The 21,581-nt window shown below is 70.3% G+C and carries 19 protein-coding genes; 11 read left to right on the top strand and 8 right to left on the bottom strand.

Going from position 1 to position 21,581, the window contains the following annotated elements; all coding sequences use genetic code 11:
- Window positions 1-262 precede the first annotated feature (262 nt).
- Window positions 263-1,402, bottom strand: coding sequence for a PP2C family protein-serine/threonine phosphatase (locus tag ACZ7LK_RS26140; RefSeq protein ID WP_392277267.1), 1,140 nt, complete (start codon window positions 1,400-1,402; stop codon window positions 263-265).
- Between the two features lie 1,218 nt (window positions 1,403-2,620).
- Here ACZ7LK_RS26140 and ACZ7LK_RS26135 point away from each other — a divergent pair.
- From ACZ7LK_RS26135 to ACZ7LK_RS26095, 9 genes are all read left to right on the top strand, one after another.
- Window positions 2,621-2,743, top strand: a complete 123-nt coding sequence (locus ACZ7LK_RS26135) for a hypothetical protein (RefSeq protein WP_471143718.1) — start codon at window positions 2,621-2,623, stop codon at window positions 2,741-2,743.
- A gap of 486 nt (window positions 2,744-3,229) precedes the next feature.
- Window positions 3,230-3,823, top strand: coding sequence for an isochorismatase family protein (locus ACZ7LK_RS26130; protein WP_471143717.1), 594 nt, complete (start codon window positions 3,230-3,232; stop codon window positions 3,821-3,823).
- A gap of 134 nt (window positions 3,824-3,957) precedes the next feature.
- Window positions 3,958-4,176, top strand: coding sequence for a hypothetical protein (locus tag ACZ7LK_RS26125; RefSeq protein WP_471143716.1), 219 nt, complete (start codon window positions 3,958-3,960; stop codon window positions 4,174-4,176).
- Window positions 4,160-6,322 (top strand): trehalose-6-phosphate synthase, encoded by a 2,163-nt coding sequence (locus ACZ7LK_RS26120; protein WP_471143714.1) that lies wholly within the window; start codon window positions 4,160-4,162, stop codon window positions 6,320-6,322. Before ACZ7LK_RS26125 ends, ACZ7LK_RS26120 begins: the two co-directional genes overlap by 17 nt.
- A 344-nt stretch (window positions 6,323-6,666) precedes the next feature.
- On the top strand, window positions 6,667-7,230 hold the full coding sequence (locus ACZ7LK_RS26115) for an EF-hand domain-containing protein (protein WP_471143713.1): 564 nt from the start codon (window positions 6,667-6,669) through the stop codon (window positions 7,228-7,230).
- A 184-nt stretch (window positions 7,231-7,414) separates the two neighbouring features.
- Entirely contained in the window at window positions 7,415-8,455 is a 1,041-nt protein-coding gene (locus ACZ7LK_RS26110) for a hypothetical protein (protein ID WP_392277261.1), read from the top strand.
- Between the two features lie 296 nt (window positions 8,456-8,751).
- Window positions 8,752-9,375: a hypothetical protein gene (locus ACZ7LK_RS26105; RefSeq protein WP_471143711.1), complete on the top strand. Its 624-nt coding sequence runs from the start codon at window positions 8,752-8,754 to the stop codon at window positions 9,373-9,375.
- A 3-nt stretch (window positions 9,376-9,378) separates the two neighbouring features.
- A complete protein-coding gene (locus ACZ7LK_RS26100; RefSeq protein WP_469463737.1) occupies window positions 9,379-9,969 on the top strand; it encodes a hypothetical protein in 591 nt (196 codons plus the stop codon).
- A gap of 284 nt (window positions 9,970-10,253) precedes the next feature.
- On the top strand, window positions 10,254-10,799 hold the full coding sequence (locus ACZ7LK_RS26095; protein ID WP_471143709.1) for an AAA family ATPase: 546 nt from the start codon (window positions 10,254-10,256) through the stop codon (window positions 10,797-10,799).
- Between the two features lie 282 nt (window positions 10,800-11,081).
- On the opposite strand, the gene ACZ7LK_RS26090 is transcribed toward ACZ7LK_RS26095, so the two are convergent.
- The 6 genes from ACZ7LK_RS26090 to ACZ7LK_RS26065 all read right to left on the bottom strand — a co-directional run bounded on the left by ACZ7LK_RS26090 (window position 11,082) and on the right by ACZ7LK_RS26065 (window position 16,713).
- Window positions 11,082-11,756: a GntR family transcriptional regulator gene (locus ACZ7LK_RS26090; RefSeq protein WP_392277257.1), complete on the bottom strand. Its 675-nt coding sequence runs from the start codon at window positions 11,754-11,756 to the stop codon at window positions 11,082-11,084.
- A gap of 74 nt (window positions 11,757-11,830) precedes the next feature.
- Window positions 11,831-12,499: a response regulator gene (locus ACZ7LK_RS26085; RefSeq protein WP_471143707.1), complete on the bottom strand. Its 669-nt coding sequence runs from the start codon at window positions 12,497-12,499 to the stop codon at window positions 11,831-11,833.
- A complete protein-coding gene (locus ACZ7LK_RS26080; protein WP_471143706.1) occupies window positions 12,496-13,812 on the bottom strand; it encodes a sensor histidine kinase in 1,317 nt (438 codons plus the stop codon). Before ACZ7LK_RS26080 ends, ACZ7LK_RS26085 begins: the two co-directional genes overlap by 4 nt.
- Window positions 13,809-15,035 (bottom strand): acyltransferase family protein, encoded by a 1,227-nt coding sequence (locus tag ACZ7LK_RS26075; protein ID WP_392277254.1) that lies wholly within the window; start codon window positions 15,033-15,035, stop codon window positions 13,809-13,811. Before ACZ7LK_RS26075 ends, ACZ7LK_RS26080 begins: the two co-directional genes overlap by 4 nt.
- Complete coding sequence (locus ACZ7LK_RS26070) at window positions 15,028-15,813, bottom strand: alpha/beta hydrolase (RefSeq protein ID WP_471143704.1); 786 nt, start codon at window positions 15,811-15,813, stop codon at window positions 15,028-15,030. Before ACZ7LK_RS26070 ends, ACZ7LK_RS26075 begins: the two co-directional genes overlap by 8 nt.
- 393 nt (window positions 15,814-16,206) lie before the next feature.
- The gene (locus tag ACZ7LK_RS26065; RefSeq protein ID WP_471143702.1) at window positions 16,207-16,713 is read right to left on the bottom strand and encodes a MarR family winged helix-turn-helix transcriptional regulator; all 507 of its coding nucleotides are present in this window, start codon (window positions 16,711-16,713) and stop codon (window positions 16,207-16,209) included.
- Window positions 16,714-16,921: 208 nt separating this feature from the next.
- Here ACZ7LK_RS26065 and ACZ7LK_RS26060 point away from each other — a divergent pair, with 208 nt between their 5' ends.
- Window positions 16,922-17,794, top strand: coding sequence for an LLM class flavin-dependent oxidoreductase (locus tag ACZ7LK_RS26060; protein WP_471143701.1), 873 nt, complete (start codon window positions 16,922-16,924; stop codon window positions 17,792-17,794).
- Between the two features lie 184 nt (window positions 17,795-17,978).
- Here the strand turns inward: ACZ7LK_RS26060 and ACZ7LK_RS26055 are convergent, their stop codons facing one another.
- Window positions 17,979-20,912, bottom strand: coding sequence for an AfsR/SARP family transcriptional regulator (locus ACZ7LK_RS26055; RefSeq protein ID WP_471143699.1), 2,934 nt, complete (start codon window positions 20,910-20,912; stop codon window positions 17,979-17,981).
- An 80-nt stretch (window positions 20,913-20,992) separates the two neighbouring features.
- Here ACZ7LK_RS26055 and ACZ7LK_RS26050 point away from each other — a divergent pair, with 80 nt between their 5' ends.
- Complete coding sequence (locus ACZ7LK_RS26050; RefSeq protein WP_392277250.1) at window positions 20,993-21,538, top strand: carboxymuconolactone decarboxylase family protein; 546 nt, start codon at window positions 20,993-20,995, stop codon at window positions 21,536-21,538.
- Window positions 21,539-21,581 lie beyond the last annotated feature (43 nt).

Here is a 21,581-nt window from a genome sequence, read left to right as displayed (position 1 = left end):
GCCGCGTCCACGGGGCTGTCCGAGCACAGTGGTCCGTCCTGCTCACCGGCGGCGGGCGCGCCCGGCATCGGACCCGCGCCAGGGGGAGGCGTCCGCGAAGTCCCGCCCGGGCCGCGGTGTCCTGCACGAGCGCTCGCGGCGTTGTCGTCGGTCGTCATGGCGCATGGCTTCGCCATGACTCCCTCTTCCGCCTCGCGATCGCACGCACCGGACGCCGTGGTCCCCGCCCTCCGGGCCGACGCCGATACTTCGCGGACTCTCCTCAGGTCCGCTGGGGGCCGTGCCAGTCCAGACATACGGCGGTGGCATCGTCCTCGAGCCGGCCGTCGGCGGCGTCCCGGACCGCGGACGTCAGCGCCAGCGTGGTCTCCCGCGGGTGCAGATTCCGGGTCTGCTCCAGCAGGGCGGCCAGGTCGACCTTCTCGCCGTGACGTTCGAGCATTCCGTCGGTGAACATGAGCAGACGGTCACCTGGCCGAAGGTCGAGTTCCTGCACACGGTAGGGGTGGGGAGTCAGCTCCGACAGCCCGAAGGGGTGGTCGACGTGGCAGGTGATCGCCTCCACAGCCCCGTTGCGCATGCGCAGCGGCCAGGGATGACCCGCGTTGACGATCCGGGCCTGCCCGGTGCGGAGATCGATGCGCAGGAGCTGTCCCGTGGCGTGACCGTGGGCGTGGGCGATCAGTGCCTGGTCTGCCCGGTGGGCCTGTTCGGCCAGGTCGGCGCCGGCCCGGCGGGCGCCACGCAGGGCGCACACCAAGACCGTGGCGGCCAGGGCGGCGTCGATGTCGTGGCCCATGGGGTCGGTCACCGACACGTTCAACGTATCGCGGTCCACGGAGTAGTCGAAGGTGTCACCGCTGAGGTCCTCGGACGGCTCCAGGTTCCCGCACAGCGTGAACTGCGCGGCCTCACACGACAGCGAAGCAGGCAGCAGCTGGTACTGGATCTCAGCCGCCAAGGTGGGCGGCCTGGAGCGTTTGCCCCAGGTGTAGAGGTCGGTGAAGCGACCGTTGGCGATCACGATGTAGCCCAGTACATGTGCGGCTTCGCCGAGTGCCTCAAGGACGGCCTCGCCGGGGGCGGCCGGCAGCAGCAGCTCCAGCAGCCCGATCGCGTCCCCTCGGTTGGTGACCGGGACGATCACCTGGTGCCCCTGGCCGGTCGCCTCCAGGTGCAGGTGCTGGGTGCGGATCACATCCCCGTAAACGCTGCCGAACAGGGGAATCCGCTCCGCCTCCCGACCGCCCGGCGCAGCGGAGACGGACAGCCGCGCCACCGCCTTGCCCGTCAGGTCCAGGATGAGGAAGGAGACGTTCGTGGCGTTGAAACGCTGCTGCAGGTCCTCCGCGACGACGTCGACGGCGTCCGCCGGCGCCGCCGTCTCCGCTGCGGTCAGCAATCGGGGCAGTCTGCTCTGTCCACCACTCACGACCGCGGCCCCTTCCACCTGCCCCCTCCCACCAGCTTGGGAACCGCCGCGGCGAGCGTCAATCGGTGAGCAGCCGGCTGGCCGAGCAGGAACACCTCACGCGTCGGAATCCACCTCCTTCCTGGTCTCCTCGGTACGACGGCTACCGGGCGCCACTGTCGGCCCCGGCCCGGCCGGGCGGTCCGGTGCCGCCGCCGTCCCGGCACGGCAGCGGATCCAGCGGCACTTCCCCGACCTCGTACACAGGCAAGCGCAGCGCGTCGGTCCAAGGCCCACCTCCGCGAGCTGCTCGCCCTGGACCGGCACGTCGCACGCACCACCGGGGCCGGCACCGCCCCCCCCCGAGCGCGATGACGCAACGAGGTACCGATGAGCAGAACGACGGTGCGGCCGAGCTCCCGCTCGACCGCACCACGCTCCGTGGCCACCGGTGTACGCCGCGCCACCGGCCACCGGCCCGAGCGCCGCGCCGCCCCCCTCTCTCGGGCCTGTACGACCAGGTGGCCCTGCCCGTCGCTGTCCCCGGTGATCTCTCCGGCCCCGGGTGAGCGCCGCAGCCCCTTGGTCCGCAGCCCGGCGCGGAACGTGCGGCGGCCGGCGCGCAGGCCCTTGACGGAGGCGGCCACGGCGGCGCCGCTCGCGAATGGACGTCTTCCGGCACTTCGAGTCGCGAGTCGGAAAGCCGCTGTGATCACGCGGTGGTGTCGATTCGCGCGGCGGCCGTAAGACGGGACCCTGGGAACCTGCCGGCGAACTCGCTGATGACCCACATAGTCGCCCCCGACACGCTCCACCTCCCCCCGTGAGGCTTCGTCCCCCGGTGCGCCCACCGTGTCCGCACGGCGGGCGCACCAGTCCGTCCGGCGTGCGGTGCAGGCCGGCAGGTGGGCCGAGCCCGCGGCCGGGGCCCCCGGGGCGATTCAGCCCGCATACGACCACGTACGACATGGGGCCCGGTCACTGGCCCGGTTGCGGGCCTGCCCCATTGGCCTTGAGCCGCACCGCCGCACCCTGCGGGTGATGTCCGCCCGACCTCGGGGGGCGCGTTTTGTCCGCCACGTGCCCCCGGCAGTGCTTCCTTCCGCCCCCTCCGGCTTCATCCCCTGCGTGGTTCTGCGTATGCCCAGCACCTCAAGCCAACGAGTATTGACCGGGCCGCGTCCTGGCGGCGGTGAAAGGGAGGCCCGCGTGAGCGACGACATTCAGGTGAAGCCGCCGGAGGGACAGTCCGCCCAAGAGGTCACCGACCTTTTCATGCAGGCGGCCGACACCCAAGGGATCGACAGAGAAGGCTGTGCTTCAGGACCGTGACACGGTCATCGTGCCGCGCTCTCTCGCCGTGCAGATGGGCAGCAGGGGCGGGACCGGGTCACCACCTCAAGGGCAGACCTGCCAGGTCAAGGAGCCGGTCCAGCCGGCTGACCCAAGCAACTCGGATGCCCGCTCCTGCGGGACCGGTGACTGACTGACCGTTACCGAGGAGAGAGCAGAAAGCAGTCCTTCACGGGCGAGGGCGGCCCGCACCTGCTGCCCGAGGCAACCGGTGCCCACGGCTGAGCCACTCCTCGCGCCCCGCACCGATGTTCGGACTCCGGTACCTGGGCGTGGACCACCCAGGGAGCATGGGCCTTACTCGATCGCTGAAGGTGTTCGCCGACGCCCCCTGCGAGACGGCGTCCTCTTCTCCATCCCGCCCCACAGCAGCTTTCCCCGTTCCGGGATGCCGGTTCCCCGCAGCTCAGGCGCCCGGAACGGCGTATCTCCTGTTTTGTTCCGTATTGCTGAAAGGTGTACGTCATGAGCCGAGGCTTGATCGTCGTGGATGTCCAGAACGACTTCTGCGAGGGAGGCAGTGTCCCGGTTGCGGGTGGAGCGCGAATCGCGACCGCTGTCGCCGATCTGGTGGAACGCAGTGCGGGGTCCGACTATCGGTACGTCGTCGCCACCCGGGACCACCACATCGACCCGGGGGGCCACTTCTCGGACAACCCGGACTTCAAAGACAGCTTCCCCGTCCACTGCGTGGTCGGCGATGAAGGCGGTGAGTTCCACCCGAACTTCGCCCCCACGGCCACGGGCGGCAAGGTGGACGCCGTCTTCTTCAAGGGAGCCCACAGTGCCTCCAAGAGCGGCTTCGAAGGCGCGGACGAACACGGCACGCCCTTGGCGGACTGGCTGCGCTCGCGAGGGGTGGAAGACGTCGATGTGGTGGGCATCGCCACCGACCACTGTGTGCGCGCGACGGCTCTGGACGCCGTGAAGGCCGGATTCCGTGCGCGTGTGCTCCTGGACTACTCGGTCGGTGTTGCTCCGGACACGACGGCGTCGACCTTGGAGGACTTCCGCCAGGCGGGCGTCGAGGTGTGCGGCGAGGTACCGGTAACCCAGTAGTCCGGTACTACGTGTCCGACGCCGTTCGGAGCCGGTCACAGACCGGCCTGCTGACCCGTGTCGGAGGGCGTGCGGTGCTCCAGTTTCCGCCCGCCCCCGGCCAGCCCTTGCCGGCCCTTGCTATGGGAGATGCCGTGTCCCGAATCGGTCCTGTCATCAACGAGTTGGTCGCCGCCGCGCGCGAGGCGCCTGGGGAGACAGTGAGCCGACTGCTGAACAGCACAGATGCCGCTGCGGTCCGTCTCGGTCGAGCGATCCTGGACCTGCAGGACGTTCTGCCGAAGCCGCCGGATCCGGACGCCGGCGAGGGAACGCATCCGATCGACCCGGTGACCCATGACCCCGCGTGGTGAACCCCGCGGGGAAAGGGGCGGCATCGCCAGGGTGCTGGCCGCCGATCTGGACGGCACGCTGCTGGCCGGGAGCCGACACGAGCGGCGCCTGCTCTCCGAAGCCCTGAGCGAGGACCCGGATACAGTCGTTGTCTTCGCGACCGGCCGCGGCCTGCCATCGGTCCGGGCACTTCTGCGCGAGGACCCCCTGCTGCCTCCTCCGCAATGGATCATCGCCGACGTCGGGTCCAGCGTCATCGACGCCACCCGCATGACGCACGACCGAGCCCTGGAGGCAGAGCTGCGTGCCGGATGGCCGGGCGCGGGACCCGTCCGGGCGGCGCTGGCAACGTTCCCGCACCTCCTCTACCAGGAGCACGTACCGCAAGAGGGCCGCTGCTCCTTCTACCTCGCCCCGGAGTATTTCTGCGACGAATTGATCCGGGCGGTTCAGGCGCTGAGCTGCTCCTGGTCCTACGCTTCGAGCCGCTACTTCGACGTCCTGCCGCCCAACGGCGGCAAGGGGCGCGCGCTGGAACTCCTCGCCCGAAAGCTCGCTTGGCCCCGCAGCGGGGTGCTGGTGGCCGGGGACTCCCTCAACGACCTGTCGCTGTTCCGCCTGGGCACGCCCGGCGTGGTCGTCGCCAACGCGGAGCCCGCCCTCAGGGCACAGGCTCCGGCCAGCACCCTCATCCACCACTCGGCCCTCGACGGGGCCGCCGGCGTCCTGGAGGGGCTCGAACGCCTCGGCCGACCCGCGAGGCACCCGGTGGTGGTCGGTTACCACCGCCCACCCGTACGCTGGCTCGACGGGCAATGGCAGCCGCCCTCCAGCCCGAACGGCGTCCTGCCAACCCTGCAGGCGGCCTTGGCCGACCCAGACCTGAACGCCGTGTGGGCCGCCGCCCACGTCGGAGAAGCACCCGTGCCGCCACCGCCACCGCCACCTCCTGCGGCTGCCGGCGGCATGCTTTCCCTCCTGCCGATGCCGCCCGGCCGGTGGGCCGGCTACTTCCACCGCACCTGCAAAGAAACCCTCTGGCCGGCTCTGATGTCCCAACCCGACCTCATCCGTCACCCTCGCGCGCACTGGAGCGACTACCAGGCCGTCAACACCGCGTTCGCCCGGCACATCGCCTCCCTCGCCGAACACGGCGCAACCGTCTGGCTCCACGACTACAACCTGTGGCTCGTACCCGCCGTCCTCAAAGCCGACCGGCCCGACCTGACCATCGGCCTGTTCCACCACACCCCCTTCCCCCACCCCGACGTCTTCGGCCGCATCCCGCAAGCCGACCAGTTACGCGACTCACTCGCCCGCCTCGACTGGGCCGGCTTCCACACCCCCGACTGCGCCGACCACTTCCACCGGCTCCTCACCCCATCCGCCGGAGCCGCCCCGCGCATCGGCGTGCACCCCCTGGGCATCGACCGCCGCGCCGTCACCACCCTTGCCCGCGCCCGCGCCGCAGCCCGACCGCACCACCGCAACGACCCCACCCAGCTAATCCTGTCCGTGGAACGGCTCGACTACGCCAAAGCCCCCGTCCACAAGATCCACGCACTGGACACCCTTCTCACCGAAACGCCCGCACTGCGCCACAAAATCCGTTACCGGCTGATCTGCCCACCCCCCGAGCCCGGCATCCACGCCTACGACACGACCCGCACCGCACTCGAGACCGCCATCACCCGTATCAACCGACGCTGGGGCACCACCGGCTGGCAGCCCGTCGAGTACATCCCCCACAACCTCGACTTCGCCCACATCGTCGACCACTACCTGGCAGCCGACGTGTTCTGGGTGACCTCGCTCGCCGACGGCATGAACCTCACCGCCCAGGAGTACATCACCGTCCACCACGCCACCCGACGCCCGGGCGTCCTGGTCCTCTCCCGCCACGCTGGAGTGGCCCAGCACCTGGGAGACACCGCTCTGCTGACCGACCCGCTGGATCCCCACGACTTGGTGGACACCCTGCGCACCGCGCTCACCCTGACGCGGCAGGAGCGCGCCGCCCACATCTCCCGCCTGGCCGGCTCACTGAACACCCCGGAACCCGCCGCTTGGGCCCGCATGGTCATCACCGCCATCCGGGCCAGCGCCGATACGCATACAGGGGCACGTGAGAGCTGGAGAACGAGCGGTTCGACTCACCCGGCGTAGTGAGTGAGGGCAAGCACGGCGAAACCGCCGAAGGCGGCGGTGATGATGGGCCCGGGGGAAGGGGAGCGGCTTGGTCGGTGGCAGCGCCGGCCGGCCGCAGCCTCTTCAACCCCCACCACACCCCCAGCGGCCCGCCAGGGCTGCACCGCCGTTGCCCACGCGCTCGCACCCATGAACCTGAAGCAGGCCGGGACCGACAGCCCCATGCAGCCAGCCGTGACCGCGTGCGATTCTCGACGGATGAGCGCTTGGCCGTGGCCCGGTGTCCACTCTTGCGCCTCGTGCGGGGGCTACCGGCCGTCAGTGGCGTTTCAGGCGCTGTTCTGGCAGGCAGGGTGAGGGGCATGGACATCTCGCCGTTCCTGCAGCGCAAGCTCGCCCGCCGCTTCGCCACCTTCGACACCAACCATGACGGCTATATCGACCGCACCGACTTCGAGTCGGCTTGCGACCGCCTCGCCGCCGCCTTCCAGCTCGCGCCCGACACCCCCGCGCTCAAGCACATGCGGGATCTGAGCGACGGCCTGTGGCAGCACTTGTCACAGGCCGCGGACACGGACGCCGACGGGCGCATCAGCCTCGCCGAGTACCAGGCGGCGTTCGCCGCCGGGTTGCTGGTCACGCCCGCTTCCTTCGACGCCGGGTACGTGCCGTTCCTCGATGCGCTGATGGACATCGCGGACCAGGACGGCGACGGGAAGCTGACGCGGGACGAGCAGGTCCGCTGGTCCGGCGCTCTGATGGGGCTGCCTGAAGCGGACGCTCGCGAGGTCTTCGGCCGCCTCGACCAGGACGCCGACGGCCTGATCAGCCGCGACGATATGCTCCAGGCCATCCGGGAGTTCTACTTCAACGAGGAGCCCACCTCCACCGGCGTATGGCTGCTCGGACCCCTGGACCCCGTCTAGCGAGAAGACGTGTCGCCCGAACGACTGGTCGGTGACCCAAGGCTGTTGTCAAGGTCTGCTCGAGCCGGCCGTACGGGGCGATCGGCCCAAACGCTCACCCACGGCCCACGCCCCCGTACGGCTGCCGTCCCGCCGCCGGGCTGCGCCCGCGCAGCCGTCGTGCCGCCGCGTAGACTCGCCCACCATGGAAAAGATGTTCGAGCTGGGGGTCATCAGCTGCCCGTCCGGCACCCTAGTGATCATTGACGGTGGTCACCTGGGGCTGTGGAGCGGAGGCCGGTCGCCGGCGGACATCGATCCTGCCTCCTTGGGCATCGAAGACCCTGCAATGGCCGCCGACGTCGCGAGCGCCATCGACTTCGTGGTCACGGGTCCGGACGCATCCGCGGCAGTTCGGACCTTTGACAGGCAGCCAGGCTCCAGGCTCCACGACGTCCCGGCCTCGAAGGCCGCCGCATTCGAGGCGACTTTCGATGGTCACTGCCGAAACGCCGGCCTGGATGCGCGACTGGAGGCCCTGCCGGTCCGGGAGGCCCATGCGCACAGGGCCCGCCGGACAGCCGAAGAGGGCGGCGGCAGCTTTTCGATATTCGGGGTACCCGTCGTTGCCGTGGGTGGCGTACCCAGAAACCGCCACCTGCCCGTGCTGGCTACGCAGGTCGACTTCGGCGATGGTGTCGGGGCTCGCTGGTCCGAGATCTCGATCCGGATGCGCGAGGGCCAGGTCGCGTCATCGGTTTCCTTGGGTGACATAGGAGTGGACTGGGCACGTGTGCTTTTCGGAGATGTCGACGCCCTGAACTCCTGGCAGCACGATGAGCCGGTGGACGGCTTGGCCGACGTGGCGTTCTGGGGTGGTGCCGCGGCAGACGAAGCCGCCGCGACGTTCGCCGCACCCGAACTGGGAGAGCCCGGCGAGGACGGTGTTCGCGGGTGGACCGCCCTGCCGGTCCCGGAGGCCGTGGACAGAGCCCGTGCGCTGACCAGATGGAAGGACGAGACCGGACGCCGCATGGCAGTGGACTTCCGCCCCCACTCCCATCACTGGCAGATCATGCGGGAGGTACGTGCCTCGCCAGTCGAAGCCGGATGCGTGGAACTTGGTGATGCCCGAGTGCTGTGCGCCATGACGAGCTGGGGTGACGGCTTCTTCCCAGTGATCGCTGATCTGGATTCGTCGGGTGACCTACTCGCGGTGCGAGTGCGCTTCTCCCACACGCCCTGAACAGTCGGCCCAGAGCGCCCGGGACGGGTACGAAGCCCCGTACCTCGGTCAGCCGTGTACGCCGCCGCCGGCCCTCGGGTTCGGGGCCGGCTCGCTTGTCCAGATACTGACCTCCTCGGCGACGGGGTTACGGGCACCCGAGGCGGATGACGGTTCCTCAACTTCCCCAAGAAAGGGGAAGGATCGCTTCTGATGTCCGAATTGTGGCGATATTTGTATCGCGAGACGGCTTGACGAACACCCGCAGGAACCTCTTAGGTACGCCTTACCTAATGTTTATCCGAAAGATTTCAGCCATGCCGAGACCTGCCCCGTTCTCGCTCCTCCTCGCCGCCCCGCCCGGGTTCGCCCTGACGGCCCGTGGCACCGTCGACGCAGGCAAGACCGCCGCTGCCAAGCCGCGGGCGAAGGAGACCGCCCCGGCCGGAGTGACACACCAGCACACCGTCCTGGAGGCGCGGATCGCCGCCGACGGCGGGGAGGCCAAGGTCGGGGAGTACCGCGGCGGCTGCATCGCCGAGGCGGCCGAGCCATGGTTCCAGGCGGAGCGGGGCGGACAGGGCGAGCACTCCGGGCACGGCAAGCTCGTCAACCGCGAGCCGACCAAGGACGAGACCCGCCACATCGAGGTCATTCCGATGGAGGCCGCCACCGGCCGCATCGTCCCGGGTGTCCCGATCCGCCTCGAGGTCGTCGACGCCCAGGGGCAGGTCGCCCAGGCGCGGGGCCTGAACTTCTACCACGCCGAGTTCTTCCACAACGCCAACGACTTCTCCATCCCCACCGCCGGGAAGTACGCCCTGCGCGCGACCCTCCAGCCGCCGGCCTTCCTGTGGCGCGGCGCCAGCGGTGAGAAGCCCGCGCCGAGCGAGTCCGTCACCGCCACCTTCGCGAACGTCGAACTGAAGCCCGAAAGCTGACCGATGGCCCTCAGTACGGAAAGGCCCCTGGTCGCCGCTCCGGCGCCGCTGCCCGTCAGCAGCGGGCGGGAGCGGGCAACGCCCCTGTGGGTCCTGATCGCCCTCGGCGTCCTCAGCTCCGGCGTCATCGCCGGCGCCTGCTGGATGTCCGGCCACGTTCACCCCGACACCACCCTCCAGACGGTGGCGCGCTTCTTCCATGTCGCCGCCCTTATCGTTGGCCTCGGCGCCGTCCTCGCCGTCGACTGGTTCGGCATCCTGTGGCTGCTGGGCAAGCGCCGCCTGTCCGACATCACCGGCACCGCATGCGCCCTGCAGATACCCATCTGGATGGGAATGTCCGGTCTGGTCGTCACCGGTCTGTTCCTGCGGCCGAATCTCGATTCGCCCCTCACCCTGGTCAAGCTCGGCCTCGTGTTCGCCGTGACCGTCAACGGCCTGTACGCGCACTGGCTAGGCCAGCGCCTGGAGTGGTACAGGGACGACGCGTCGATACCCCGCCACCTGATGGTGCAGTCGGGCCTGGCCGCCGCCGTCAGCCAGAGCGGTTGGTGGGGCGCTACCCTCATCGGCTTCCTCAACAGCCAGTCCTGACTGGCGCCAAGTCGACGGGTTCGTGGATTCCTGGAGGGTAAATCCGGGGAACCGGAGGGTGGCGCAGCTCCTGAAGGCCGGAGTCGCCCGCGGGTTGCGGGCTTCCCACTGGCCTGGACAGTGTGGGCCGGCTCCCAGCCGCCAGTGGGATCCGGCCCCCCTCAGCGATCATTCGGGCATGATCTGTACGTGTGATTCCGGCCCGCCCCCACCTTCGCGGTTGGTGCGCAGTGCTGGGGTCGGTCATGCCACATGGGGGAGACGTCGGCGATGGGGAGATGCGCGTGATTGTCTGGGTGAACGGTGCGTTCGGCAGCGGGAAGAGCATGCTGGTCGATGAACTTCGTTCGCGGTGGCCCGCAGCGCTGGTCTATGACCCGGAGATGGTCGGTTTTGTGCTGCGCGAGATCGTGACTGTTCCGACCGGCGACTTCCAGGATCTGCGGTTGTGGCGGCGGCAAGTCGCGCATCTGGCTGTGGGGCTCGTCGAGGAGTATCAGCGACCCGTTCTCGTCCCCATGACGTTGGTCGACCCCACGTATGTCGAGGAGATCTTCGGCGCGCTGAAGGCCGCGGGGATCGTCGTGCATCACTTCTTCCTCAAAGTCTCCGAGGAGGTCCTGGTGAAGCGGATCGACGGACGAAGCTTCACTCCGGACGATCCCGCGCAGGATGAACGGGTGCGGCAGTGGTGCAAGACCAAGATCGAGACGTGCGCGGTCGCACTGGACACGCTGCCCAGCGACACCGTACTCCTGGACGGCGAGCTGTCCCCCAAGGAGTTGGCCGACAACGTGCTGGCCCACGTCGGCGGACCCATCGCTGAGTGACGAACGGGGCAGCGAACCGGCCGGCTCGTCAGGCCTGGGTGGGGTCCTTGATGAAACGGTGCGGGTGGGCGGCGGCCACGCGAAGAAGCTGTCGATGTTGACCATGTTCTGGCGCACGGCATGCCTGGAGCAGCCGGGAGCCGGGACACCTTCGGTCCCCGGGGCGCCCTCGAGCCGGCGGGGGAGTCAGCGCGGACAGCGTGATCGACCCGGGAGCGCGGAGGCACCCGTCGCGCTTGGTGCTCCTCACTGGGCCCGGTCGTGACGTTCCCGCCTGCCGTGTCAGGTGACGGTGGGGGCAAGGTGGTGGTCGACGCGTGTCCAGTGCTTGTCGAGATGGTGGAGGGCTTGGTGCCGGTCGCCTGTCGTGCAGGCGGTGAGGAGGGTGTCCCAGTCGGCTTCGTGGACGGTGGTGGGAGGCATGTGCAGGCGGTGTGCCCGTTGCCATACGGGGGTGAGGTGGGTGACGGCGTCGTACAGGGGCCGGTTGGCGCAGGCCAGCACGAAGGTGTCCCAAAGCGCCAGCTCGCCGGCGAGGGCATCGGCGATCTCGTTGCGGGTGGCAGCGCGAGTGTGAGCGGTGGCGCAGTTCCGCAGGGCCTGGAGGTGGTCTTCCGCCAGGGGCCAGGAGGTGGTGGTCAGGGCGGTGCGGTACAGACCGTGCAGGACGGTGGCGGTGTGCCGGCTTGCAGCGCTGTCGATGCTCGTCACGCGTGCGGCGTCGGGGCCGGTGTATTCGACCAGCCGCTGGGCGGCCAGCATGATCAGGGCTTCCCGCACCCGGGCCTTGGGGACCTGCAGGCGCTGGGCGGTGTGGGTCTCGTCCAGACCTGTGCCCGGCGGCAGGGTCCCGTCGACGATCTCGATGAGCAGGGTTTCGTGGATGCGTAGGCGCAGGGCATGCGGATCGTCGGCGCCGTGGCGGAGCGACAGGGGGATGCGTGCTGTAGGGGTCATGGCGTCCTCGTGAAGGGTGGTTGGTGCGGGGCGGAGGGTGATGGTCAGGTTCGACCGCTTGTCCGGCCGGAGGATCAGTAGCCGGTGGGGCGGACGAGTCCGGTTTCGTAGGCGAAGACGGCTGCCTGGGTGCGGTCACGCAGGCTGAGTTTGTCCAGGATGCGGCTGACGTGAGTTTTGATGGTCCGCTCGGCCACGACGAGGTGGGAGGCGATCTCGGCGTTCGAGAGACCCTGCGCGATGAGGGCGAGTACCTCGGTTTCGCGTTCGGTCAGGTTCGTGGCGCGTTCTTTCGCCGGCGCTTGTGGGGTGTGAATGCGGGTGAACTCGGCTATGAGGCGTTTGGTGATGTTGGGTGCCAGGAGCGCGTCCCCGGCGGCCACGACGCGCACGGCTTCCGCGAGCTGGTGTGCGGAGGCGTCCTTGAGGAGGAAGCCGGAAGCTCCGGCACGCAAGGCTTCGTAGACGTATTCATCGAGGTCGAAGGTGGTCAGGACGAGGACTTTCGTGTCGCTGGCGGGGTCGGTGGTGATGCGGCTGGTGGCTTCGATGCCGTCGGCGCCGGGCATGCGGATGTCCATCAGGACGACGTCGGGTCGCAGTTCACCGGCCTTGGCCACGGCGTCGTTGCCATCGACGGCCTGTCCGACGACGTCGATGTCGGGCTCGGCGCCCAGGAGGACGGTGAAGCCCTGGCGGACCATCATCTGGTCGTCGGCGATCAGTACGCGGATCGGGGTCATGCGGTCTTTCCTGTCAGGGGAGCGTTGTCGGCGGGGGTGGTGAGCAGAGCGGTGAGGGGCAGGCGGGCGGTGACTCGGTACCCGCCGTCGGGGGTCGGCCCGGTGGTGAGATCGCCGCCGAGCATGGTGACCCGCTCCCGCATCCCCAGCAGGCCGTGCCCGGCGCCGGGGGAGGGGGCAGCGGGCCGGGCTGGGGCCGTGTTGGTCATGTCGATCTCCAGCCCTCGCACGGTGTGGTGGAGATGGAGGCGGACGTGTGAGCCGGGGGCGTGGCGCAGGCAGTTGCTCAGGGCTTCCTGCACGATGCGGTACACGGACAGTTCGGCGCCCGGCGCGAGCGGCCGCGGCGGCCGGCCGGTCGTCTCGGTCGTGACGGACAGGCCGGCTCCGCGGACGTTGTCGACCAGCGTGCCGAGGTCGGCCAGGCTCGGCTGCGGAGTGTGCGCGGCGTGCGGGTCGGGGGCGTCCTCGGACCGCAGCACCCCCAGGACCCGGCGCAGTTCGGTGAGCGCGTCCAGAGCGTTGCTCCGGATACCGGCCAGGTTCTCCTTCAGCTCCGGCGGATTGTCGATGAGGTGAGGCGCCACTTGGGCCTGGATGGAGATCACCGACATGTGGTGGGCCACCACATCGTGCAGCTCGCGGGCGATACGGCCGCGCTCCTCGAGCAGGGTGCGCCGGGCACGTTCCTCGGCCGTCAGACCGGTCTGCGCCTCCAGCCTCACCTGGGTCTCTCGCCGCCCGCGCAACGTGACCCCGATCAGCACGACCACGGAGAACAGGACGAGGGTCAGCACGGTGGTGGAGCGGTGAGCGGCGCCACCACCGGTGACCAGTTCGACCCCGCCGGGCAGGAGGACGGACAGGGCCAATGCCTCGCCGGCCGCGCGGGTACGCACACGCAGCGCGAGCAGCAGGAGGATGCCGGCATGGGCGCACAGTCCGGGGATACTCCAGGGCCAGGGGGTGTTCCACAACAGGTACGGTGCGCCGGCCGCGGCGGCCACCATGGCTCCCGCCAGGGACAGCCACCAGGCGAGCACCGGGCGGGCCAGGGCGAGGAGCAGCGCACCGCCCTGCAGCAGGGCAAGCAGGAAGCCGTACCCCAGACCGAGCTGGTTGCGGTGGCCCAACTGGTCGCTGTCGGCTATGACCACGACGACGGCCGCGACGGCGACCAGGACGTGGGGCAGCCTGCTCAACCACCGCGGCCGGCCCAGGGGCGGCAGCGGGTCGGCCCTGAGGACCAGCAGATCCTCGCGTATCCCGCGCAAGGCGCTGATCACTCTGCTCTGGTCTCGTTGGTCAGTCATGTCTCATCCGGCGAGCGTCGGTCGGGGGTCATGATGATGGAACGCGAGGCGGCCCGTGTGGCTGCGGTCGGTCGCGAGCGGGGCAGGGGAGACGGGCGCGGCGGACCCGGCCGGTGTTCGTGGTCACGGAAGGCCGACCAGCACACCAGGAGCGCGGCGGCGAACACGGGCAGCCAGAGCAGCCGCGCTGCCACCCATCCCGGACCCTCGGGCACCGTGTGCAAGCCGGGCACGGGTGCTCCCCACAGCAGTGCGGTGGCGGTGACGGCCATCATCGCGGTCTGGTGCCACAGGAAGACGGTCATGGCCGACAGGTTGGTGAGCGCGACCGCCGTCCAGGCCGCCGGCCGCCGCATCAGCCGCGCCAGCAGGTCTCGGGCCAGCAGGGCGACGGCGCACTGGGCGAGGCCGAACGCGACGACGACCAGGCTGGGGGGATCGAGGTTGGAGGTCTTCTCGCCGTCGACGCCCACCATGCCGGCCGGGTAGCCGCACCATCCGACGAGCAGGGCTGCCGCCGCACCGGCGCCGGCCAGGAGCGCCACCAGCGGAGCGCGCCGGGTGAACGCGCCCCGTGCCCAGGCCGCTCCCAGGCACCAGGGGACCAGCCATCCTGACACCACATTGATCCAGCCGAGCCACGCCGGGGCACCGAGGCCGAAGCGCCCGACGTCCACCAGGGCGACGACGGTCAGCGGCCACAGCGGGCTGAGACCGGCGACCACCGGCGTCAGAGCCGTCAGCAGCGCGAACACCACCAGGAACCACAGCGGCGACAGGGCCAGCTTCAGCAGCGTGCGAGCCGTCTCCACGCCGGCCCCCAGGACCAGCATGCCGACGACGGCGACCGTCCACCAGCACACGAGTACGGCGGCCGGTCTGAACAGGCGCCCCAGCCTCCGGGACAGCCACCGCGCATAGCGCTCCCCCCGGGCGCGGGCCGACAGGTAGCTGGTGGAGCCGGCGTGCCCGCCGATGAGGAAGAACACCGCCAGAGTCTGGAGAATCCAGGAAATGGGAGCCAGGTGGGGCATGTGCCGCAGCGGGCTGGTGGAGCGCAGCGCACCATCGGCGGTGGTCAGCGCCGTGACCAGCCAGTGGCCAAGGACGACACCGAGGATCGCGAGAGCCCGGAGCGCGTCGACCGCCCGGTCGCGGTCGGGCGGCGTGCCCTCTTCGACCCTTCCCGCCGGCCACGAGAGGCGTATACCGAGATCAGGCACCCTCGGGCTCCGTGCTCGTGCCGAGGACGATCCGGGCGAGGCTTCGCAGGGACACCGATCCGGGCCGCAGGTAGCCGCTGTGGTCGGCGTCGCCCGCCGCGAACGGCCGGGCCCCGAAGGCGGGATCGGCCGGGTCGGCACCGAAACCGACCTCCGTACCCAGAAAGGTGAGGCGGGTGTGGGGCACGTTCGCGATCCAGTCGCCCCTGCCACGGCCGGCCCAGATACGAGCCGACGAGCGCAGCTCCGCAGCAGTCTCACAGCCAGTACCGGGGCTGCCGTACAGGACGATATCGGCCACCTGAAGCCCCGATGCCGCCCGGCCGCACACCACCGAACCGTAGGAGTGGCACAGCAGCGCCACCCGCGCCCCCGCCCGCGTGGCGCCGCCCAGTTCGGCGACGAAGGCGCGTAGCGCACCGGCTGCTTCGTGGGCCCGGCCAGTGGTCAGCACCCCCGGGCTGACCGTCCCCGGGGTGTCGTAACCGAGCCAGGAAACAACCGCGGCGCGGGGGCCGAGCTCCCGGTGCAGGGCACGCGCCCCGGCGCTGAACCGGCTGTAGGCGTCGAGGCCGGTGTCCGACCCCGGCACCAGCACCGCTATGCGGTCGGCCGCCGCCAGGTCACCGAACACCTCCACCGCTCGTCCGTCGCGCCGACCGTCGAAGGACAGGAAATGACGGCCCGGCCCAGCGATGGCGGAGAGCTCGCCGGCCCGGCCGGTGCTTCCGTACCGCAGAGCCATCCGCGCCGCCTGAACGATGTTGTCGTGGTTCACCCCGTAACGGGAGACCAGAGTCTGTGCGGATACGGGCGCCAAGTCCGGGGGCGGCGGGGCCGGGACACCGGGCCGGGAGGCAGCCGACACGGGAACCACCACCGCGGCGGACACCAGGGCGGCGAGCAGAGTCCGGCGGAAACGTCCGACACGGGGCATCATGAAAATCCTCATTCGTTCCAGAGCTGGTGGGCTGGAACCGAAGCTATGGATCACTGCTGATGGTCGGCATCACTCTGCAGAGCCGCTTCGCCGCGTAGCTCTGAAGTAGGGGGTGGGGGCAGGACACCCACATGGGCGGCGCCGGGCCACCTGGCGACCTCCACCCGACTGGACCGATGGCCGCACCTGACCCTGCTCATGCCCCTGTGGTGGCACGCCCGGATGGCGGGATCAGCCGGCCGCCCCGGGCTCCGGAGCCCGCGGTTCTTCGGGTGCGAGGTTCGCCGCGAAGCGCTCCAGGATCTTCATGGCCACGGTCCGCTCCTCCAGGGACATGTCGGCGACCGTCAGCGCCTCCAGTTCCCGCCATGCGGCTTCGACCTGGGACCGCAGTGCCTGGCCGGCGCGGGTGGCGGAGACGAGCACCACCCGCCGGTCCAGCTCCGCGCGCCTGCGTGAGACGAAGCCGGCCTGTTCCATGCGCTGCAGCATCTTGGTCACGGTGGACGAGTCCAGGCCGAGGGTCCGGATGAGGTCCGACTGCCGCTGCTCACCGTGCTCCCACAGCTGCAGCATCAGCACTTCCTGCCCCGGATACAGGCCCGTGGTCCGCAGCAGGCTGCCGGCGGCGATGCGGTGGAGGCGAGCGGCACGGAAAATCGCCTCGCTGACCGGAGCTCCGGCCACCTTCGGAACCGGATCCTGGGGGTCGGCGGGTTCGTGTGCTGGGCCGGTCACCGGCGCTCTCCTTAGTCCCCTGTGCGCATCGGAGCGGCGCCATGTGTACTGACAGGAGTGCTCACGCGGTCGCCATGGTCTTGCCGACCAATTAAATGCCACTTTTGAGGTAGACGCAAAAAGATCCGTCGGGGACGCTCGGCTCAGCTCGCTGTCGTCACAGCGAAGCCCCGTCCCGGCGATGGGCGCACAAGGAAGGGACCAGATCATGACGCTGCCCGTGCTGTTCGGAGCGAACATCGACCCCGTCTGGAGCGACGCCGGCGGTCCGCTGAAGCTGGCGCTCCAGGCCGAAAAGGACGGCTTGGAGCTGATCACGATCCAGGACCACCCCTACCAGGCCGCCTTTTACGACATGTGGACCCTGATGTCCTACCTGACCGCCCGCACGAAGCAGGTCGTGTTCGTTCCAGCCGTGGTCAACCTGCCGCTGCGCCCCCCGGCGATGCTGGCGAAGGCCGCCGCCAGCTTGGATCTGTTGTCCGGCGGCCGCCTGCGCCTCGGCCTGGGAGCCGGGGCCTTCTGGGAAGCCATCGTCGCGATGGGCGGTCCCCGCCGCGGAAAGAAGGAGGCCGTCGACGCGCTCGCCGAGGCCATGGAGGTCATCCGAGCGATGTGGAGCGGGCACCGCTCCGCCCGTGCAGGCGGCGGCCACTACAAGGTGGCCGGCGTCCATCCCGGCCCGGCACCGTCCGCGGATCTGGGCATCTGGCTTGGCGCCTACGGGCCCAGGATGCTCACACTGACCGGCCGTAAGGCCGACGGCTGGCTGCCCACGCTGTCCTTTCTGGGCCCGGACCGCCTCGGCGAGGCGATCCAGCGCATCGATGACGCCGGACAGCAGGCAGGCCGCGACCCTGCCGCGATCCGCAAGGTCTACAACCTCAACGGACTGATCACCCCGGCATCGAAGGGGCCCTTCCACGGTCCGGCGCAGCAGTGGGCGGAGGAGATCACAGCGCTGGTCCGCGACCTGGGGATGAACGGCTTCGTGTACTGGCCCGACCAGGACCACCAGCGCCAGCTTGCGCTCTTCGCCCGCGAAGTAGTGCCCGTCGTCCGGCGGAACCTGGCCACCTGACCCCGGCCGGGCATCTCCGGGGCTTGGGAATCGCCCCGTCAAAGCGTACGTTGAGAGGAAAAATTGGCCGACCATTGAACAGACCCGTTAGCCCTGATTGGTCCTCTGCCCTGCGCGGACCCGCTGGGGGGAGGATCAGGAGCGTCCGGTCGAGTCGCTGGTTGATGGCGTTCAGGAATGGCGTTCAGGACAGCTGATGGGCGGCGGATGCCTCCGGCGGTTGGGGCTCGTTCGCGGTCGGCGGTAGCCCCGTGAGGAAGGTGCGTATCTCGTCGGCCTCGGGCACGACGAGGGCGGTGTAGAGGTCGAGCGCCTGGCGGGCGTGGTCGCGGGCGAGGTCGATATGGCCGAGGTCGCGGTGGACGTGGGCCAGGCCGTCATGGGCGCGGGCCTGCTCGGGGCGGTAGCCGGACTCGCGGGCGAGGGTCAGTGCGGAGTCGTGTTCCGCCGCGGCCCGGTCGAGGTCACCCATGGAGCGGGCGGCTTCCGCGAGGGCGTTGAGCGACTCGGCTTCGTCTCCGGGGAAGTCGAACCTGCGGCTCAGCTCCAGGGCCTGGTGATGATGACGCCGGGCCTCGTCGTAGCGGCCCTGCCGTTGGTACACCAGCCCGATGTTGTTCAGCACGACGGTCTCTCCGATGCGGGATCCCGTCTCGCGGTGGACGTGCAATGCCTGCCGGTGGTTCTCGTGCGCGTCCTCGTACCGTCCCTGGCGTTCGTGGACGATGCCGAGGTAGGTCAGGCATCTGGCTTCACCACTACGGTCCCCCAGCTCACGGAAGAGCATGAGGGCCTGCGCGCCGTGATCACGGGCCTGGTCGTATTCCCGTCGCCGCGTGGAGACGGCACCGAGGGCCTGCAGTGCATCGGCCGCTGCCCTCCGGTCGCCGATCCCGCGCGCGAGGTCCAGGGCGTGCCGGTAGTGCTCGGCCGCCTTCTCGTAGGCGCCGTGCCACCAGAAGTGCACCTGGCCGAGGTCGATGAGCGTGCGGGCTTCGGCGGCCGTGTCACCGCTGTGGCGGGCGGCTTGCAGTGCCAGATCGTCGAGGGCCAGCGCGTCGGCCTGGTGGGCGTGGCCCAGCAGGTAGCGGTGCAAGGTGGCGGCCAGTCGACTCGTGTGGGACAGCCAGCCGTGCTCGGCGGCGTACTGGCCGGACGCCATGAGGTTCGCGCGTTCGCTGTCCAGCCAGCCGAGCGCCTCGGGCTCGTCCCGTGGGGGCGAGGTCGGGAAGTCCGGGGCGGGGACCCGCGGCCTGCGGTTCTTGCCCTCGGGGTAGAGGTGGTCGACAGCCGTGACGGCGGTGTGGAGATAGTGGTGGAACAGTCGGCCGAGGGCCTCGCGCCGGGCGTCGGGAGCCTCCTCGGCGGCCGCGGTGGCGAGGGCGTGTTCGCGCAGCAGGTCGTGGAAGGTGTAGCGGCCGAGCTGGTGCTGGGTCAGGACGTGGGCGTCCAGGAGGTCTTCCAGGAGCGTCTCGGCGTCGTCGAGCGGGAGGCCGGCCAGCGCGGCTGCCGCCTCGGGGGTGATGTCCCGGCCCGGCTGGAGCCCCACGAGCCGGAACATGCGCTGCTGGTCCGGGGTCAGCTGCTCGTACGACAGCGTGAACGCCGCCGCCACCCCCCGCTCCGCCGTGGCCAGCTCGGAGAGTCGGCGGCGCTGGTCGCGGAGCCGGTCGGCCAGGTAGGCGACGGTCCAGCGGGGGCGATGGTGCAGACGGGCGGCGGCGATGCGGACGGCCAGCGGCAGGAATCCGCACAGTTGCAGGACATCGAGGACGGCCAGGGGTTCGGCGGCCGCGCGCTCGCCGACGATCGCGGTGAACAGCTCCACGGCGTCCGCGGCGGGCAGCACGTCCAGGGACAGCGCGTGCGCGCCGTCCAGGTCGGTCAGCCGCCGGCGGCTGGTGATCAGGACGAGGGTGCCGGAGACCCCGGGCAGCAACGGGCGGACCTGGTCGGCGCCGAGAGCGTTGTCCAGTACGGCCAGCACGCGGCGGCCGGAGAGTTCGGACCGCCACAGGGCGGCGCGGTCGGCGAGCGATGCGGGTATGTGCTGTGCGGGCAGGCCGAGTTGGCCGAGCAGGATTTCGAGCGCCGCACCGGCGTCGAGCGGCGCCTGGCCGGCGGTGTGCGCCCGCAGGTCGACGAAGAGCTGTCCGTCCGGGAACCGGTCCGCGAGGCGGTGTCCCAGGTGGACGGCGAGCGTCGTCTTGCCGACCCCGGCCATCCCGTCGATCGCCGAGATCGTCACGACGCCGGCGTTGTCGCCCGACCACAGGCGGATCAGCCCGTCGAGCTCGTCCTCGCGTCCGGTGAAGTCCGGGACGTCGTACGGCAGGAAGCTGATTCCCTGCGGCTTCGCCGGAGCGGTGACCGGCGGCCGCAGATCGGGGGCGTCCCGCAGGATGTCCTGTTCGAGCTTGCCGAACGCTTGTCCGGGGTCCAGTCCCTGCTGGTCGGCCAGGGTCTCCCGGAAGGTCCGCGCCACATGCAGCGCGTCCGTCTGGCGTCCGGCGCGGTGCAGGGCGAGCATCAGCTGGCAGCACAGCCGCTCCCGCAGGGGGTTGGCCGCCGCGTGGACGGACAGTTCGTCGATGAGGTCGTCGTGCCGCCCTCGGGCCAGTTCCAGGTCGGCCAGGCGCTCGACGGCGGTCAGCATCTGCCCGTTCAGACGTGCTCTGGCGCTCTCGGCGTAGTGGGCGGTGATGCCGGCCAGCGGCTCTCCCCGCCACAGTGCGAGCGCGGCACGTATCCGGTCCACGGCGGGACACGGGTCGTCGGAGGCGGCCGGTGCCTTGGCGGTCAGGCTGGTGAACTCGTCCAGGTCGAGTTGTCCCGGCTCCAGCGCGATCACGTACCCGGCCGGGCGTGTGGCCAGCAACCGGTCGGCGTCCGCGGCGCGCAGCATCCGCCGGATCGCGGCGATCGTGGTCTGGATCTGCGCGCGGGCGGAATCCGGCGGCAGCGGCCCCCACATCGCGTCGATCAGGCGATCCGTACTGATCACGGACCCGGCGTGCAGCAACAGATAGGCCAGCACGGCACGGTGCCGAGGGGCCAGGCCGGGCACGTCGGAACCGGGCGCCACGGCCTCCACCGGGCCGAGGATCGTGAACCGCATGCCGTCACTCCAGGGTTCGCCATCGCGTGCATCGAAGAAGCATCGGGAATGTATCAAGATCCACCGGCAGGGTTACCGGCATGAAAGCACTCCACACCGTCGAACCGGAGAGCGCGACCGGTGAGACCGCGGCCCTGTTCACCGCCACGCACCAGGCCCTCGGGCTGGTCCCCAACCTGGCCAGAGTGATGGCCAACAGCCCGGCCGTGCTGGAGGGGTACCTGGGCGTCGTCACCGCCCTGAATACGCGGGGAACCCTGCCGGCGGACGTGCGCGAGAGGATCGCGTTGCTGGTGGCACAGGAGAACGGGTCCGACTACTGCCTGTCGGTGCACGCCTTCTGCGGAACCAGGCTGGCCGGGCTGAGTGCCGCCGAGGCCACCCGAGCGCGCCGGGGCACGGCCGACGACCGCCGGATCGCCGCCGTCCTGGATCTGGCCGCCGTGGTGCTCCGTGAGCGCGGGAGCGTCACCGACGAGCAACTGGCCGCGGCCCGGCGGGCCGGCCTGTCCGACGGACAGGTCGTCGAGGTCATCGCCCATGTCTCTCTCAACGTGTTCACCAACTACCTCGCCACGGCTGCCCGAGTCGACATCGACTGGCCGCTCGTGCGCCACACCGACTGAGAAAGCGCGGCGCCGACTCGCTCCGAGCCGGACCGCCTCACTG

Source organism: Streptomyces sp. NPDC039423, from assembly GCF_055598725.1.
Note: the sequence above shows the minus strand (reverse complement) of the source record. Positions and strands in the feature narration are given on the sequence as shown.